This is a genomic window from Pelotomaculum schinkii, assembly GCF_004369205.1.
In the GTDB taxonomy this organism is placed as follows: Bacteria; Bacillota; Desulfotomaculia; order Desulfotomaculales; family Pelotomaculaceae; genus Pelotomaculum_C; species Pelotomaculum_C schinkii.
In genome coordinates this window covers 1,112,465-1,129,580 of record NZ_QFGA01000001.1, presented here as the reverse complement: position 1 = coordinate 1,129,580, position 17,116 = coordinate 1,112,465, and the positions used below count along the sequence as shown (strand labels likewise).

Annotated in this window: 16 protein-coding genes and 1 tRNA gene; 2 read left to right on the top strand and 15 right to left on the bottom strand. The window is 49.2% G+C overall.

Annotated features, from left to right (window positions below; translation table 11 throughout):
* The first annotated feature begins 32 nt into the window (after positions 1–32).
* Positions 33–239: a hypothetical protein gene (locus Psch_RS05405; protein ID WP_134219412.1), complete on the top strand. Its 207-nt coding sequence runs from the start codon at positions 33–35 to the stop codon at positions 237–239.
* 431 nt (positions 240–670) lie between these two features.
* Here the strand turns inward: Psch_RS05405 and Psch_RS05400 are convergent, their stop codons facing one another.
* The 12 genes from Psch_RS05400 to Psch_RS05340 all read right to left on the bottom strand — a co-directional run bounded on the left by Psch_RS05400 (position 671) and on the right by Psch_RS05340 (position 11,354).
* Positions 671–2,752 (bottom strand): molybdopterin-containing oxidoreductase family protein, encoded by a 2,082-nt coding sequence (locus tag Psch_RS05400; RefSeq protein WP_190239404.1) that lies wholly within the window; start codon positions 2,750–2,752, stop codon positions 671–673.
* 495 nt (positions 2,753–3,247) lie between these two features.
* Positions 3,248–3,580 carry a DsrE-related protein SaoD gene (saoD, locus tag Psch_RS05395; RefSeq protein ID WP_190239403.1) on the bottom strand — a complete coding sequence of 111 codons (333 nt, stop codon included), beginning with the start codon at positions 3,578–3,580 and terminating at the stop codon, positions 3,248–3,250.
* Between the two features lie 98 nt (positions 3,581–3,678).
* Positions 3,679–4,473, bottom strand: coding sequence for an ABC transporter ATP-binding protein SaoA (gene saoA, locus Psch_RS05390; RefSeq protein ID WP_190239402.1), 795 nt, complete (start codon positions 4,471–4,473; stop codon positions 3,679–3,681).
* A complete protein-coding gene (gene saoP, locus Psch_RS05380) occupies positions 4,473–5,303 on the bottom strand; it encodes an ABC transporter permease subunit SaoP (RefSeq protein ID WP_243123953.1) in 831 nt (276 codons plus the stop codon). The genes saoA and saoP overlap by 1 nt, the downstream gene beginning before the upstream one ends.
* Positions 5,249–6,052 carry an ABC transporter substrate-binding (seleno)protein SaoB gene (gene saoB, locus Psch_RS05375; RefSeq protein ID WP_190239399.1) on the bottom strand — a complete coding sequence of 268 codons (804 nt, stop codon included), beginning with the start codon at positions 6,050–6,052 and terminating at the stop codon, positions 5,249–5,251. Before saoB ends, saoP begins: the two co-directional genes overlap by 55 nt.
* A gap of 160 nt (positions 6,053–6,212) precedes the next feature.
* A complete protein-coding gene (saoX, locus tag Psch_RS05370) occupies positions 6,213–7,349 on the bottom strand; it encodes an ABC transporter substrate-binding subunit SaoX (protein ID WP_190239398.1) in 1,137 nt (378 codons plus the stop codon).
* A 36-nt stretch (positions 7,350–7,385) separates the two neighbouring features.
* A tRNA-Sec gene (locus Psch_RS05365) sits at positions 7,386–7,481 on the bottom strand.
* Positions 7,482–7,501: 20 nt separating this feature from the next.
* The gene (gene saoC / locus Psch_RS05360; protein ID WP_190239397.1) at positions 7,502–7,984 is read right to left on the bottom strand and encodes a Cys-Cys-COOH (seleno)protein SaoC; all 483 of its coding nucleotides are present in this window, start codon (positions 7,982–7,984) and stop codon (positions 7,502–7,504) included.
* Positions 7,981–9,069, bottom strand: a complete 1,089-nt coding sequence (gene saoE / locus Psch_RS05355) for an efflux transporter SaoE (protein ID WP_190239396.1) — start codon at positions 9,067–9,069, stop codon at positions 7,981–7,983. The genes saoC and saoE overlap by 4 nt, the downstream gene beginning before the upstream one ends.
* A gap of 5 nt (positions 9,070–9,074) precedes the next feature.
* Positions 9,075–9,329, bottom strand: coding sequence for a thioredoxin-like (seleno)protein SaoT (saoT, locus tag Psch_RS05350; protein WP_190239395.1), 255 nt, complete (start codon positions 9,327–9,329; stop codon positions 9,075–9,077).
* A gap of 91 nt (positions 9,330–9,420) precedes the next feature.
* Complete coding sequence (locus Psch_RS05345) at positions 9,421–10,191, bottom strand: acyl-CoA dehydratase activase (RefSeq protein WP_190239394.1); 771 nt, start codon at positions 10,189–10,191, stop codon at positions 9,421–9,423.
* A 5-nt stretch (positions 10,192–10,196) separates the two neighbouring features.
* Positions 10,197–11,354 carry a double-cubane-cluster-containing anaerobic reductase gene (locus tag Psch_RS05340; protein WP_190239393.1) on the bottom strand — a complete coding sequence of 386 codons (1,158 nt, stop codon included), beginning with the start codon at positions 11,352–11,354 and terminating at the stop codon, positions 10,197–10,199.
* Positions 11,355–11,528: 174 nt separating this feature from the next.
* Between Psch_RS05340 and Psch_RS05335 the strand changes: the two genes are divergently transcribed.
* Entirely contained in the window at positions 11,529–11,786 is a 258-nt protein-coding gene (locus Psch_RS05335; protein WP_190239392.1) for a hypothetical protein, read from the top strand.
* Between the two features lie 46 nt (positions 11,787–11,832).
* Here Psch_RS05335 and Psch_RS05330 read toward each other — a convergent pair whose 3' ends face one another.
* The 3 genes from Psch_RS05330 to selD all read right to left on the bottom strand — a co-directional run bounded on the left by Psch_RS05330 (position 11,833) and on the right by selD (position 16,942).
* Positions 11,833–13,098, bottom strand: a complete 1,266-nt coding sequence (locus tag Psch_RS05330; protein ID WP_190240234.1) for a double-cubane-cluster-containing anaerobic reductase — start codon at positions 13,096–13,098, stop codon at positions 11,833–11,835.
* Positions 13,099–13,549: 451 nt separating this feature from the next.
* Positions 13,550–15,679: a molybdopterin-containing oxidoreductase family protein gene (locus Psch_RS05325; protein ID WP_243123952.1), complete on the bottom strand. Its 2,130-nt coding sequence runs from the start codon at positions 15,677–15,679 to the stop codon at positions 13,550–13,552.
* Positions 15,680–15,910: 231 nt separating this feature from the next.
* Positions 15,911–16,942 carry a selenide, water dikinase SelD gene (gene selD, locus Psch_RS05320; RefSeq protein WP_190239390.1) on the bottom strand — a complete coding sequence of 344 codons (1,032 nt, stop codon included), beginning with the start codon at positions 16,940–16,942 and terminating at the stop codon, positions 15,911–15,913.
* Positions 16,943–17,116 lie beyond the last annotated feature (174 nt).

Sequence of the window (17,116 nt, the reverse complement as noted above, 5' to 3'; positions counted from 1 at the left end):
TTTGCTGTCCTTGAAGATGGCGCAGGTGTGAAATGGCGGATAAAAGGAAACAGGCAAAAATATATGAGTTCCGCCCGCGAGAAGGCAGAAAGCTGAAAAGTGTCAAATACGTCTCGCCTGAGAAGAAGGAACTGCTTAGAGAGCGGAGGCAGGCTAAAAGGGACCGGCATAATTTTTATGTGGGAGTGGCGATCCTGCTTCTTCTGGTCGCCGCCCTAACCTATCTTAAAGTCAGTTAAAAAAAGAAACCCAATCCGCCCGTAATTTAACGGTTTAACGGAAATGGGTTAATGGAGAGGAGGTTGAGCTTTAAAATACTATATCAGTTTTTTTAGACTTTAGTGTGCCTAACACGATCAGGTTTACTTTTTAGCTGCTCCATGGTCAACCGCTATAAAAATACCGCAGACCATTCGGTGTCTTATCGCTGAAAAACCAAGGATTTACCAATCTACCCATTTTTCAATCCTTCATGTGAAATCCTGTTGCGCATTTATTATTACATTATATAATAATATCCATTGTAGTAGTAATAAATTTTTCTTTTTGCCAAAATATTTGATTCGTTATTAATACGGGAATGCGGACATCCTGGCTGACTTATTTTCGGCAAGGACATGGCAACGTACCGGCTGGTGAACTTTTGGAAAGAAAAAGAGGCTCCGCTTAGCTATTCCTTTTTGATGATCCTGGCAAGCATTGATCTGTCCGGAGGCAATCCGGTTACGGGGTCAAGAATGATATTGTCCGTCAATTCATTGGCATTTGCTTTTTCCCAGACATGCGGAATGCTAATCACTCTCGGGTCAATTTTATCGGTATATTTTACTTTCAACTCTATCCTCCCGCGTGGCGACGCAACTACAACAGTTTCTCCATCCTGCAGGTACAGCTCTTTGGCCTTCTCCCGGTGAACCTCAACCATGGGTTCCTGGTTTTGCATGTGAGAAACCGGCAGGTTTTGGCAACGAAAGCAGTGGTATGCGTCATTCCTTGCCCCGGTGGTCAAAACCAGCGGGTAGATTTCTGCAAGACATGTTAAAGATAAGGGGCTTTCAATGGGTTCTCTGTAGTTGGGAAGAGGTTCGTAACCGTGATCTTGAAGAACCTTCGAATATATCTCGACTTTTCCGGAAGGGGTGTCAAATCCCTTCCGTTCGTAGCTTTTTTCAGCCCACTCAGCATACTTAACACCTTCAGGCTTATCTTTTAGTTCTTCCAGGGTCAGGCCTGTTGGCTTCAGTCTGTAATTGAGCGCCTGCTCTTCCGTAAGCCATGGAAAATCCCTGCTGTAGCCCATTTTTTTGGCCAAAGTATTCCAGAATTGCCAGTCCGTGAGCAATCCTTCTTCAGACAGTACTTTTGGGGCAAGACCCAGTCTTGGGCCGTCATTGGATATGAAAATCCGCCAGATCTCATTGCGGGATAAAAATGTGGCTGCCGGGAGGACCAAGTCGCCCAGTTGAGCCGTTTCGGTCATGAAATGGTCCATCACAGCCAGAAATTCGAGGTTGCCCAATGCTTTCCTGACCTCGTCTGTGTTAGGCCAGGTCAGTACAGGATCGCTTCCTGTCACGACCATACCTTTGATAGGATAGGGTTTACCTTCAAGAATAGATCTGGTATACAGGTTGGCCTGCGCCTGGTTGGTATACTTCTTAAACAGGGGGTAAGTATATTCTCCCACAGCCGGCTTTTTATCCAGGGACTGATTGTCAGCGGAGAGCGGGGATAGTTTAGCAACTGGCGGAAAAATAGCTCCCCCTGAAATGTCCAGGTTTCCGGTAATGGCCTGGAGAATGGCTATGGCACGGTTGGTCTGAAACCCGTTGGCCTGTAGTTCCGTGGCTATGCCGGTAGTAACGCAGGAAGGCGCCGACCCGGCATAAAGCCTTGCTGCAAGCGTGATTTTTGCCACTGAAACCCACGTTATTTCTGAGACTCTTTCCGGGGGATATTCCTTGATCAAATCACAGAGCTGGTCAAAACCGGTGGTCCAACGTTTGACAAAATCTTTGTTATACAGCTTTTCACGGATCACCACATGAAGCATACCCAGCGCAAGAGCTCCGTCGGTCCCCGGTCTTAATTGCAGGTGAAAGTCAGCAGTTTTAGCCAGCGGGGTAGTGATGGGATCCACTACGATTAAATAAGCGCCTCTCCGGTGTACTTCGCTGATTTGCTTAGACAGGGGAGGACAGGCCCTGGTGGGATTATAACCCCAGAGCAGGATGCAGTTGCTGTTTCTATAATCTGAGACAGGTATAGTTCCGTAGGTCAAAATATGGGCTAATCGTTTAGAATGGCTGCCGAGTGTGGAGAAATTGGGGGTGCCATATATATTGCAAAACCTCTCCACATAATGTGTAAATTCTTTACCCGCGCCGGCCTGGCCGACATGGACAGCCAGGGCTTGCGGGCCATACCTGTTTTTAATGGTCTTTAACCTTTCTGAGAGGAGATCAAAGGCCTCTTCCCAGGACAATTTTTGCCATTTCCCGTTCCTTGTTTTACTGAGAGGATATCTTAGTCTGTCCGGAGCGTTCAATAAGTCAATGATTGCTCTGCCCTTAAAGCATAGGTGTCCTTGACTATAGGGATCAGCCGGGTCGCCATCGACAGCAATAACCGAACCATTTTGTAAAGTCAGGGTCATCCCACAGCAACTGCCACAGATCCCGCAGACCGTGCGGAGAGTTTGCAGTTCTGCCGTGTCCCCGGAAAGCTCACGGGGATTGCTTAGTTTACACATTTTCTTAATCCTTCTTAGTTGTGATCCTTTAAATATTACTACCTACATTATATAATAATATAATTTGTAGTAGGAATCAATTTTCATTATAGTGGCGCATATTAATAAAAGGAAGCTTTAACTTTAATTTATATGTGAATTCATGTAATTATTTAGGATAATACTATATAAATATAACCTGCATATTTACAGGTTCATGGTTTTCCCGGGATGTGTTTTGAATATTTGAAAAATAAGTAGCTTTTTATACATTTATGAAGAATCCTGTCAATCGTTGACTTTGCAAAGGTTAAACTTGGAGAGGACGCCGGTAGTTTTAGTAAAAAACATGAAGGAAAAAAAGCGGTTCCTGCTTTAGGAATCGCTTATAAGCTTTTTAATTGCTTTTTTTGCTAACCCTGGTCAGCAGAGATCTGTAGTGGAAATCCGGCTATTGGGTCAAGAGCTTCATTGTCGGTTTAAGCCGTGGTGCAAAAATTGCCCCTCCGGTTGATATTATAGGGTTATGACCTGGTCAATGCCCGCGCCTCCCAGGGCCGCGTAAAGCTGAGGGAAACAACCTATTTTAGCGCCGGAGATCAGTTTGTTTTCAATACCGCGTTCAATGGCGCACTTGTCGCAAGCCATTAGGAGCATGCCGTTCTTTTCCTGTATTTGACGCAGCCTTTCGCCCAATTCGGAACCGTCTAAAAGAAAATAGGTGTTGTCCATGAAGAAAAACATGCCGGCCACCTCAGCTCCGTGCGTATCCCCTTCCAACTGAGGGATAATCATGTTGTCCAGGATCTTCTGCGAGGTGGTTGAAGAAAAAATATACGCTACTTTCATTGATAAAACCTCCTTGTTTTTTTAAAAGTATTATTCGATTGGAAAAGCATCTTTGCAACGATTAGAGCTTCAAAGGCATCAAGACAATAGTTTCTTACTTACGCGAGGCATAGCTTTCTTTGGGTTTCCGTTGACTCCGGCCGCTTGTTGATAGCAATCTTGAGGAGATCCATAAGGTGTTCTTTGGTCTTGATATATTCCCTGTCCTTCCGGTTCCGCGGGCGGGGCAGTTTGACGGACAAGTCTTCCAATACTTTTCCTTCAAGAGCAGACATCACGATCACTCTATCACTCAGATAGATGGCTTCATCGACATCATGCGTCACCATGATGACGGTCGTTTTAGCCGTTAGCCACAAAGACTCCAGCTCTTCTTGAAGGTTTTGCCGCATTTGAAAATCAACCGCACCCAGTGGTTCGTCCATCAAGAGCACTTCCGGACTGCCAGCCAGCGCCCGGATGAAAGCAGTCCTTTGTTTCATGCCCCCTGAAAGCTGGTGCGGGTAAAGCTTTTCCTTGCCTTCCAGCTGAGCTATTGCCAGTAATCGCTGTAAGCGCTGTTCCTGTTCCTTGGCGGGCACTTTTTGCTGTTTCATCGGATAGAGGATATTGTCCCTTACCGTCATCCAGGGAAAGAGCGCGTAGTTCTGGAAAACAAACCCCCTGTCCGGACCAGGTTTCGTTACCTGGCTGCCGTTTAGCAGGATCCGCCCGCCGGAGGCCGCTTGGAACCCGGCCATTATTGTCAGCAGGGTAGTTTTTCCGCAGCCGGAAGGGCCCAGGAGGGTCACAAACTGGCCTTCCTGCACAGAAAAACTCAAGTCCCTGAGAACTGTATGAACCTTATTGTCATTAGTAAAAACCTTGGAGACATTTTCAATTATTAATTCCATTACTGAACAAACCTCCATTTTGTTAGAGACCTGTTAAATAATTGAAGAATCCGGTCAATAGAGTAGCCGATAAGGGCGGCCAGGATCATAAGGGCCACCAGTTTGTCGGTCTGCATTCTTGTCTGCGCTTCCACCATGGAGTAGCCGAAACCGGCACTCGTCGCTATGAATTCCGCTCATATGACCGACATCCAGCCCAGCCCGATGGCGACTCTGCCCCCAATCAGGATATCGGGCATGGAAGCGGGAACGATAATGTGGGCGAATATGCTCCAGGGCTTGGCGCCCATGCTGCGGGCAGCATTGTAATAATCCTTGGAGATGTTTTGCACGCCGGCAATAGTATTCATTACGATGGGGAAGGTTCCGGTAAAAGCAATTAAAAATACGGTGGGACCGTCGCCGAGGCCAAACCAGACGATGGTCAGCGGCACCCAGGCCATGATCGGGATCTGCCTGAGTGAATCGATCAAAGGGTCAAACAACTGCATGGCCGTTTTTGAGTAGCCCATCAGAAAGCCCAGCGGGATCCCGATCATCAGAGCATAAGCAAATCCTGTCAGAACCCTCCTTAAAGTAAGCAGGAGATTTTTGATGACGTCTGCGTCATTTACGACAGAGGTGAAGGTAATCATCGTTTTCAAAGGAGATGGCATCATAAATTCACTGTGGTAGTGGTTGGCGGCCAACTGCCAGATACCGAAAACCGCCGCAATAGTAATCAAGCGGTACAATATCTGTTTTTGGCCAAATGAGCCCATGACTTTTTCGCGTATTAACCGCGCATTTCTGGAATTGTAAATACGTGCTTTATCCCCAACCGGTTCCATTGGTTCACCTCCTCGCGTGAAAAGTCGATATTTTTGTATCTCCCGATCTCCTCCATCAGGATATCCGGGTTATTTAGTTCTTCAACCGACTGCTGAAACAAGTCAAGAAATTCCTGATAACGCGGGTCATCTTTAAAGCTATTGTTAACAACCAGTACGTAGGTGATGTGGTCTGCTTCCACGGCAGTCGCAGGCAGTTTATCTCCGGTCATGGTAAATCCCCTCAGCGCATCCACGACCACGCCGTCAACCGCGTTTTTCTCATAGGCGTAGGGAATGGCTGCCGGCAGCATAAGCGCTGTGGCGCACCCCTGGCCGAAAATATCAGCCACAATTTGTGTCTGGTGCGTGCGGTTCTGGGCAATCCCGATTTTTTGTGGAGTAAGCCCGGGTTTAACCACCACGATGTCCGAATTCATCAGACAAGGGCTGACGATTTCAAACCGGCCGTCTTTTTCCAGGAGGCTTTCAGCCGCGTCAGGGCACATGACGGCAAGGTCATACTGATTGCTGCTTAAGGCCCACTGGGAGGTGCTGGAGCAGCAATCCTTCACCGGGTACAGTTCAAAATCATGCTGCACCTCAGCATCCCCGTAGCCCTTTTCGTGCACCAGGTAGTGTATGATCATGCCGCCTGTGTCGTCAGGCGCACCTATTTTAACCTTCCCGTTGTCTCCTCCCCGCTGAGGGTACAAGAAGGCTGTCAGCAGCAGGACAGCTGCCGCTGCTATGACAAATAATTTTTTCATTATTTTTAGACATCCATGCCTCTGATGCGGCTTGGCAGAGAATGAAAATACCAGCCGATGTAGGTGCGATTTCAATCGCACACGGCGCGCCAGCGCCGCACTTGTGGCAGCCACTGTTGCATTTGTGCGAATGAATTCGCAACTGCATTTTCAGGTTATCTTATGCAGTTTTACCTTCCAGATTATAGGCTTTGGCTTTCCACTCTTCGTAAGGCATGCCTACCGGGAAGACCGGGTCAACTTTTTCCTTGATAAAGGTGTCAAAGTCATCGGCCCCGCTTTCGTTCAGGTATTGGGGCTGAATAAACTCATTCACGTTTGGCGCCTTATCAAGTGTTCCAAACCCAAGTTCCATATCTATTTGTCTTTGCCAGTTATTCAGGTCAATTTTCCAGGTGATAGTCCTGCCTTCAGCAACCGTTTTCTTCCACATGGTCATCAGTGCGACTTCCATGGGCACCTTGTAATTTTCGGCAAAAATTTCGGCTGAGCGAACAGGCTTAAGATACATATGTTCTATTGCTTTGGTATGGGACAGGACCATCAACTTGGCCAACTCCGGATGTTCCGTGGCAAAATTCTTATTCAAGTTGAAGGCGCAGCACTCGCCCCACTCTCCGCTTGGCAATTTATCCATAGCGGCAAGGACGTGGCCGGTTTTTTCGAATTCAGCCATCGAACCCCAGGGGTCGCAGGCGGCATACCCATCCAGTTTACCTGCCTTCAGGGCGAAGTACTCATCCTTGTCGGCCATGTTTAGCACTTCGTAGTTCGCGCCCTCGATAGGGAGTCCTAGCCTTTCAGCCATTACAATCCACGAAGGGTTATTTTTCTCTGGGGCTGTCCCGATAGCCAGTTTCTTGCCCAATAAGTCTTTTGGTTCCTTGATATCATTGGAGGCAACCAGATAGTGGGAACCGCCGATGTGGTTGTTGGCGCCGACGACAATGGGAGAGCCCTGTAAAAATGCGCGCATCATACGGGAATTGCCTACGTACCCCACATCCATCTGGCCCGCCGCCATCGCTTCGGGAACCTTGGCATTCCCGAGCACGTTAACTTTAAGACCCAGTTCATCATATATCCCCGCATCTTTGGCGATGCAGGCGCCGGTCATGTGATCGCAGTCGTAATAACCGAGCTGCACCACGTAGTCCTTGTCTTTTTCCGGTATTGCGATATTCGTGGTGGCTTTGTTTTGGTCTGCAGGCTTGTCGCCCCCGCCGCAGCCGGTCAAAAGCGTAAGCAGGCTGATTGACACAATAAGCAGCATGACAGTTCTGATCTTGTTATCCATAATTTCTCTCCTTGAAAGTAATACTTGAGATGGTTTTGGTGGGGAGAAGTCGGATTCGAACCGGACTCCCACCTGCATGACAGGCAGACAAATGGGTTTGAAGCCCGCGGGGGACCATCCCCATTTCTCCCCGTGTTTTCAGTCTAAAATGTCTAGCAGCAGTCTTTCATCCCCTCTCCAAATAAGTCCTCCAGTTTTGTTCCTTCCACGCGATAAATTGCATAACCGACATTGGCGCCTTTCATGCCCTGGACGATAAACTCCAAAGGTGGTTTCTGGTCGATGTCCTTAAACTGGATGACCTGGTTGGACACCGGCGCCGGTACCTTATTGGTGCACTGGTATGAACCTGATAAATCAAGTACGACCAGCATCGAGTTCGTTTCCTTGCTCTCTCTGAAAATCACCACCATATCCTCAGTGTTGTCGCTATTCAGATCGGCCTTGTCTAAAATTATGACTTCCTTACCGGGGTGGGCGGCCTTAAAATATTCAAGCATAGGGCCTCCCCGGAAGGCTTCATCACCTGCGGCAGGAGGAGGCATCTTGCCGTTCCCTGCTGCGCAGCCGCCGGCCAGCAGTACCAAAACTACACAAGCAAAAAATCTCTGGAGCAGCTTACGACGGGGCATCATGCGACCCTTTCTTTAAGCAGCGCTCTTTTGATGCCCGGCCACAAAGCATGAAGGCCTAGAGCTGTGATGATTGCTGAACATAGATAGCGAAGAGGACCGGGAGCAGAGAAAATCAAGCTGTTGGCCAGACCGATAGTTTGACGGGTGCTGGTCAGGTCAAAGAAAGGCACAAAGCCCGGCAGCAGGTATAGATTGGTCAGGTAGCCAACAAATAATGAAGAGAGAGTCAAGACAGTAATATAAATGACTACGGTTCGCCTGCCGATCATTTTATACATACTGATTAATTCGGGTAGATTGGTGGCGGCGCCGGTCATCAAAAATGTAATCGCCAGGCCAGGCGCCGCTCCGCTAGCTATAAGCGCAGCGATAAATGGAATGTGTCCCACCGCGCAGACGTACATAATCGCTCCCAGGACGGCGATGCCGGCTATGGAAATCATGCCGGGGCTGCCCAGGTACTGCTGGATAAAGGACGCCGGTACCAGCGTGATCATCAATCCGGCCAGCAGCATGCCGATACACACGTATTTACTGACGGATACACCCATGTCAAAAAAACCCCAATGCAGGCCTGAACTCAGTTTCTGTGCCAGGCTGGTTTCCGCACCGGACTCCAGGTTGACCATCTCTACGGGATTTTCCATGCCTGGAGCATGGAGCTCCCGCCCGGCAAGCGCGTTGCCGGCCATACCAATCAAAATTGGCGCCACAAACCCGGTTGCGAGATAAATAGTGGCTATCTGCGGCCCTAAAAAACCATAGGCCAGGAGTATGGCTGCCGGATTAATAATGGGCGTAGCCGTCATAAAAGCCAGGGTGGGCCCCAGGTAGGCTCCGGAATAATATAGCCCCACGCCCAGGGGAATAACACCGCAACTGCAGATGGGCAGGAGCATGCCTGACAGTGTTGCCTTGACCAGAGACGATATCTTCCTGTTTCCCAGCGTCCGGTGCAGCCGGTCCGGGCTTAAGAGGTTGTGCATCAGGCCTGCCAGAATAAAACTTATGACCAGCCATACTGAAGCGCTGTTGAGGATGTCAAAAGATGCCAGAATAACCTTTTGCAGTAGCTCCAAAATCAAAAAATTCAGCTCCTCAGCGCGTCTTCAATAGCTTTTTCAATAATTGTTTTAGAAAGGTTATCAATTTTTTTTCTGCCGTCAATAATCATCGTGCCTTTGGTTACCATCCCATATTTTTTGAGATAATCAACATCCTTACCGGCGTAGTAAATCTTCACTTCCACTTGGTCACCGTGTTTTTGGGCCGTGTTTTTAATTGTTTGAATATGTTCATCGCAGCAGGAGCAGGTATTAATGAACTCCACCAGTGTTTTTGACATGTAAATTACTCCTTGAAAATGAATAATTACCACAAGCGATGTATCCGAAAAATAAAGCTGGTATGCGGGTTTTGGAAAAGCGTTGGCTTTGCTAGTGTTTGCATCTATCCCTGGCCAGGAGTGCGGCGCCGATCGCTCCGGCCATCTGGGGTTCGGGCGCCACAGTGACCTCCTGGCCCAGTTCCCGGGCAAGAAACTCTCTTACCCCGCCGTTTCTGGCGACGCCCCCGGTGAAGGTAATCCGCCTGCCCCGGCCCAGCCTTCCGGCCATAGAGGCCACACGACCGGCAACAGAACGGTGGATGCCGGAGATGATGCGTTCCTTGGACACACCCTGGGCCAGCAGGCTGACCACTTCCGACTCGGCGAAAACCGTGCACATACTGCTGATCTGTACCGGCTCGGCTCCCCGCGCCAGGTCCGCCAAATCGCTCACATCGGCGCCCAGCACAGCCGCCATAACCTGTAAGAATCTTCCGGTACCGGCGGCGCATTTGTCGTTCATAGCGAAATTGATAACACGGCCCTGCTCATCAATCATGATTACCTTGCTGTCCTGGCCGCCTATATCGATTACCATGTCGGTACCGTTTACCAGGTGAAGTGCGCCCCTGGCATGGCAGGTGATTTCCGTGATCGCCTTATCGATGAAGGGGAGTGAAATCCTGCCGTAGCCAGTCCCGACAACACAGTCGACGTCTGCAGGAGATAGAGAGGCCCTGTCAAGAATTTGCTCGAATACGCTCTTACCGGCATCCCGGGGGCTGCAGCCGGTCGGCAGCAGCAGGCTCTGCCAGGTCGTACCGTTTAATAATACTGCTTTGGTGGTAATGGACCCGACATCTATGCCCACTGTAATCATGTTGTTCAACTCCTGTCCATCATTTCGATAAATGCAGCGACCCGGGTCTTCAGCTGTTCTACATCCGAGGTTGAGTAATCGGTTTCCAGCTGGATGTAGGGCAGTCCGAACTTATCTTTGATCAGTTGGCGCACCAATTCAGCTTCGACGTTATAGGTGTGGCAGGCTTGCCAGGTAAGGTCAACAACCCCGTCAACCCGGTACTCATCAATTAATTTACTGATCAGTTCGAGCCTGCCGGGATTGGGGGACATGCATGAACAGGGGATCTGCAGGTATCTTTCGGCAATAGCTTCCAGCGGGTCCTTGCTTTCGTCCTCATCGATCAAATACACCTGGGTTTTGATCCCGCTGCAGTTTTCCAGGCAAACTACGCTGCCGCCGCATTCCTCCACGAGTTTTAATACCTTCTCCGAGCCGCTGCCCACCGGGCAGCCGGTGAGAAGGATACGGGGTGTCCCCGGTCGGAAGGGGGAGAGTCCCTTCTCCGCTATTTCCTGGATCTCTTCTATAAGTTGTTCGACTAGTTCAATTCCTTCTGCCTTATCAACGCTGAAACTCCTCAACCAGGTAGCGGTGAGCAGATCTACTCCAGACAGCGGGGCAGGGTCAAGTCTATTCATCTCATGCAGTTTTCTCATCACCTGCCGCTCTCTGTTGGTCAGCTTGATGGCTGCACGCAGACCGTCCTCATCGATTGTTGCCCCCAGGTTTTCCTCCAACTTGTCTTTAAGGACGCGTATTTCTTCCAGCCACCATCCCAGGGCGCCCGGACGGTCTGTTCCCTGCGGCAGGTGCAGGACATGCATGGGTTTAATACTGCTCAGTATTTCAAACATTTTTTTCTTGCCGTCGCAGGTCGTGTCGGCGACAAGAAAATCTGAAAAACGAAAATAGGGGCAGGTATCGGTTATGGCAAAGCCAAAGCTGGACTTGATCAGGGGGCACAGGTTGCGGGGCAGCACTTTTTCAGCGGCCGCCACCGGCTCGTTCTTCGTCCCGCACAAAGACACCGGAATGGCTCCAGCTGCCAGCGCGAGCTCCTGGGGAGAGTAAGCGCAGTACATTCCCACGACCTTCTTGTTGTCCCTTTTGGCGTGCTCAAGGTCGAGGATGTTCTGGTCACGCAGGTTATCAAAAATTTTCATCATTGAGGGTCGCATAGACGCCCACCTTTCAGGTTAAAAAGACTGAGTGTAACATTCACCCAATTATTATAAAATTCCTCTATCATATAAATAAAATATATTTATTGTAATAAACAGGGAAATAAAAATAGTTTATTTGCATCCTCATGTATTCAGGTCAACAGAAAATTACCTGATGTTGCAGGCGCAATGAATTGGCGCCTGCAACATCAGGCCGGTCTATTAACCACTCAAAGGTTAGGTGGCCATTTTCTGCTTGTCAGCGAGTTCCTATTCAAGGTAGTTGCCCGTGCCGTCAGCGGCGCCACGTATAATGAAAATACCAGCGATGTAGGTGCGATTTTAATCGCACACGGCGCGTCAGCGCCGAACTTGGGCATCTACAGTAACTTTTGTGCGAATGAATTCGCACCTGCATTTTCAGGTAGTTTCAATGGTCATGTGTGAATTTGAAGGCCAATCCACAATGCCGTTATCAGGGATGGTGGGACAATCAGGCTTTTTTTGCGGCAAGCATTTCAAAGAACGCTTCAATTCTTGTCTTTAGCTGTCCCGAATCTTCCTGGCCATAGTCCGTTTCAATTCTCAAGAGTGGTATATTGTGCTCTTTCAATACTTTTTCAACCCGGTTTGCTTCGACCAGATAAGGGTCGCAGAAAGCCAGGGAGCAGTGGATGATCCCGTCAGCCTTATATTCTTCAGCTAGTTGCACCAGTTTATCGGTGCGCGCAGCGTTAGGGGTAAAGCAGGCGCAGTCGATATCGAGGTAGCGTTTGGCTAGGGCGTCTACCTGCTGTTCCAGGTCGTGGCCGTCTTCAGCTACGGTGTTCTCAAAATAGCGCAGGCCTGTGCAAAGCTCCTCGGCAACAATAACCGCTCCACTGCTTTCGATGATATGGGGGACCTTCCAGTTGGGGACGGCCATGGGAGTGCCGGATACAATTATCCGCAGGGCCCCCGGTTCATGCACACCGGCGCCTGTGCGGACCCGTTCCTCGAGTTCGTCACAGAGTTTGGCGGTCTGTCCGGTAAACCTGTCCACGTCGTCGTACATAGCGATCTGTTCAATCAAAAGGCTGTCTTTGCCGCTGATGGGCGCAGGAATATTTTTGCGCAGTTCTGCCAGGCGTGCCAGTACCTTCCTCTTGCCGTTCACATCCTGAATGGCCCTTTTTAAGGATTCATAAGTGACATTGTTCCCGGTAAACTGTTCCATTTCGGTTACAAAGTCCCGCACCTCGCTGCGCCATAATGCTTTGTCTTTTTCCCTTTTCATCTGAGGGGTTTCCATCATATGCACGGGCACATAGTCGTTGAGGATTTCAAAAGCTTTTTTCTTGCCGTCGCACGTGGTTTCGCCGACGACCATATCACAGGACTCAAAATAAGGACAGACGTGACCGAGTTTGAAACCCATGAAGGACTTAATCAAGGGGCAGATGTTCCTGGGCAGCACCTTTTCAGCCTGGGCGGTACCTATCTCGGCTCCGGAACACAGTCCGACGCAGATGCCGCCGGCGGCCCGGACGATTTCCTCCGGGACAAAAATGCAAAAAGCGCCGACTACCTTGCCACCACGTGCCTTGTGTTCCTGCAGTTCCTGAATGCGCAGGCCGTGGATTTCGCTAATCACAAAATCAAAATACTCCATTTCCGCCGGCCGGTTCTTCTGCTGCATATAAACTTCCCCGAAAGCCGGCGGAATTACCTGCAGCAGTTGGTCGTGCGCCTCCAGGTCGAGCCCGAGAGATTCCCACATGGGGCGGTAATCATTTGCCAATATTGACACCTCATCTTTATAATTGATTTGGGGAGAAATAATATATTTAAAAAACTATTCGTCCCGGAATATGTTTACCCCTTTATGAGTGTTATTTAATTTATTTATTGCTGCATGGTTTCCTATCACCTATTTAAATGATTTAGATATAACGCATATTATTAATAGTTCGTAAAAAAACTCAGGTAAAGAGAAATACCAGGTATTAAAATAAAACAGCCAGGTTCAACCGCAGAGTTGGCTGCCTGACTGTTCTATTATCGTCAAGGTGGTTATTGCTGTATTACTTTAGGCCTGTACCAATAAATTAGGGCAATGAGCATGCTGCTTGCAGGTTGCGTAACGGTTTATCCAGGGTTCATGAACAAAAATAACTTTCAATTGCTATCTCTGATGCAGGCGCGATTTCAATCGCGCAAAAAGCGCAGTGTTAAGCTTTTTCCACCTGGCACAGCAACGCCTTGAAAACGGGGAACCCTGAGACATAGTCTCTGTTATTGGCGTCCGTGAGGCAATTGACGTTAGCCTGTCTCCAAGCCTCAACTTGTGTGGGGTTGCCGCCTCCCATATTGACCTCCACCTGACCCGGCAGGACTTTATTCGTTACATCGGCATAAAAGGCTACCTGTCCCCTGCGGGTGCTGACCAGGACTTTATCTCCGCTCACAATGCCGCGTTTTTCTGCATCCCCGGGATGAATTAACACCAGAGGTTTATCTTGCAGTTTGACCAAACCGGGGATGTTCAAATGTTGGGAGCGGAAGGTGGATTGAATTCTAGCTCCGGTATTCAGCACCAGCGGATACTTTTGATAGAGCTCCGGTGCTTGCAGGGGACCTTCCACCGGTTCCACATAGACCGGCAGGGCGTCGTAACCATATTTAGCCATCAGGCTGGAGGTGATCTCCAGCTTGCCGGAGGGCGTTGGAAATCCGGTGCGGCCATCGCTTCTTAATAAACCCAATGCATATTTCTTATATGTGCGCTCCTGGACCGGTAAGCGAACCCCGTCGGGAGAATTTTTTAAGCGCTCCAGAAGTTCCGGATCCCCGGCAAAAGCTTTTTCTATAAACTCTTTTTCGCTTTGCGGGTATAGATGCCCGTACCCCAGCCTCTTTGCCAATTCGGCCATAATCAAGGTGCAGTTGCGTGCTTGCCCCACTGGTTCGATTACCCGCTTGCGCAGGCGGACGTAATCAGGATAGCGCTTATACGAATTTATTTCATAATAAGTTGCCGAAGGCAGCACGACGTCAGCAAACAGGGCATCCCTGGTCATAAACAGGTCGATTACCAGCATGAAGTCCAGCTTGCGGTATGCTTCTTCAAAAATCTCCGGCTGCGGGTATGAGGTCAAGGTCGATGACCCGTTAATCAACAGCCCTTTGACGGGATAGGGTGTTTTTGTTAAGACGGCCTTGGGAAATTCCATGTAGTGGGCGCAACCGGTTAATTCATGAAACATAGGATATTCACCGGCGCCGATTGCCTTTATCCCGGCGGGTCTTGCAAATTTTTCACGTTGTATGGGCAAATTTGCCGGTCCGGTAATGTACAGTCCTCCCGGTACGTCGATATGCCCTGTTATCGCCCATAGAATGTATAACGCTCTGATATTCTGTACTCCGCTGTTGGTGTATTCCAGGCCGGTATAGGTGTGCAGGCATACTTTATCTGTGTTAGCGATCTCTCTGGCCAGTGTTCTGATCGTTTGTGATGGAACAAGGGTGATTCGTTCGACTGTTTCAGGTGTATATTTCTGTACGTAATCGCTCAGCTCTTCGAAACCCAGGGTCCATTTTTGTACAAATTCTTGATCATAAAGCTTTTCGTTGATGACCACATGGAGCATTCCCATTATGAGTGCGCCATCCGTCCCTGACCGGACGCCTACCCACTGGTCGGCGTGGTCGGCGATGTCGGAGCGCATTTGATCGATGGCGATCACCCTCACCTTGTTTTTTTGGATCCTGGTTATTCTCTTCCAAAAAGTAGGCGGTGAATCTGTAGCCGGATTGGTGCCCCAAACTACGAGAAGATTGCAGTTTTCCACATCCGGCAGCAGTCTGTGGCCGGAAAAGCCAAAGTTAGCCATAGGCGCTAATATACCAAATGAAACGTAACATACGGTACCCGTGCTGGCAATATTTGGTGAGCCAAAAGGCAGCAGCAGTTTTGACGCCACGCCGTCCCGTTCATTGCAGAATTCCACTAAAGACTGTTCGAAGGCGCCCCGGCCGGAGTGGCTTGCGATCGCTTGAGGCCCGTACTTTTCTTTGAGCTCTCGCATTTTTTGGACCGTGAAGTCCAGCGCCTCATCCCAGTCGGCTTCCCTGAATTTTCCTTTACCACGTTCTCCTGTACGGATCAACGGAGTTTTTAAGCGGTGCGGGGAATAGACAACCTCAGGCGCATGTTTGCCCCTGACGCAAAGGTGTCCGTATGGCGCATCTTTTAATGGTTCAACGTTGGTTAACCGGCCATCTTTCAGCGTAACCTCTACCGCGCAGCCTCCCGGGCATATACCGCAGATGGCGGCCCTTCTTTCAATCGTCGGCATCTTCATCCTCCGATAAGCTTCTTTTAGTTGATTACATATATTACTTTAATTTGAAATATCCTTTATCAGAAATATTTAATTTTATTATAATCAAAGACTATTTCATTAAATTATCTAGTTAATATTGAAATTTTATCTACAGCACAATAAGTTTATGCAAAAAAAACAGCCAAGTCCAACGGAAGGGATGAGCCTGGCTGTGAAGTATGCAAATGGCTCCGGTAACGAGAGTCATTTAACCTCGATCAGAAAGTCCTGTGGGGCGATTACTTGGCCCACAGCAACTGCTGATACACCTTTTTTTTGCATGTTTTCCAGTAGAGAGCCGGTCTGCTCAGGTTTAACCGGAATTAACAGCCCCCCTGACGTCTGCGGGTCACACAGGATATCCTGCAGTTCTTGTTCTACTCCTGCTGCAAAGACCACGTCATCCTGCAAAAAGCGGCGGTTGTCGTAGGCGCCGGCCGGGATCAGGCCCATGCAGGCAAAATCAAGCGCTCCCGGCAAGAGAGGCAATTCCTGCGAGCTGATTTGCAGGCTGACTTTACTGGCCCTGGCCATTTCAGCCGCATGGCCGAGGAAGCCGAAACCGGTGATATCAGTACAGGCTGCAATGCCCGCTGCTTTCAAACACTCTGCCGCGTCTTTGTTTAATGCGGCCATGTTCTCGACAGCCGCCCGGTATACCTCTTCTTCGGCCAACCCTCCTTTAAAGGCGGTGTTGACAATACCGGTGCCGAGAGGTTTGGTCAAGACCAGGAGGTCACCGGGACGCGCACCGGCATTGCTCAGCACCTGTTCGGGGTGGACCAGACCAACCACAGCCAGGCCGTACTTGGGCTCCTCGTCCTGGACCGTATGGCCGCCGCCAATCAGGGCGCCCGATTCCAGCACCTTGTCCGCCCCGCCACGGATGATCTCTAAGGCTGATTCCGCCGGCAGGCAGTTAGGCAGGCAGAAGATATTAAGAGCCAGCAGGGGCCTGCCGCCCATGGCGTATACATCACTTAGTGCGTTGGCCGCAGCAATCTGCCCGAACTGGTAAGGGTCGTCCACCATTGGGGTAAAGAAGTCCACGGTTACGATCACTGCCAGATCTTCGGTAAGCTTGTAAACCGCCGCGTCGTCGGAAGTGTCTGCTCCGACCAGCAAATTCTCATCAATTTTTTTAGGTAGATCACGCAAAATATTTGACAGGACCTCCGGTCCCACCTTGGCAGCTCACCCGGAAAATCTGGTCATCTGGGTTAAGGTTTTCTGCATGAATGATACCTCCTTCCGCATCTAAAATATTACATATATGGACTAAAATTAGCGTTTATCAAATATAAGTCAATTAGCATCCTGGAAAACATGAAAGCCTATTATGGAGATTATATACAACAATCATACTTATGACAAATAAATATACCATCTATAACAATAATTAATTATTAT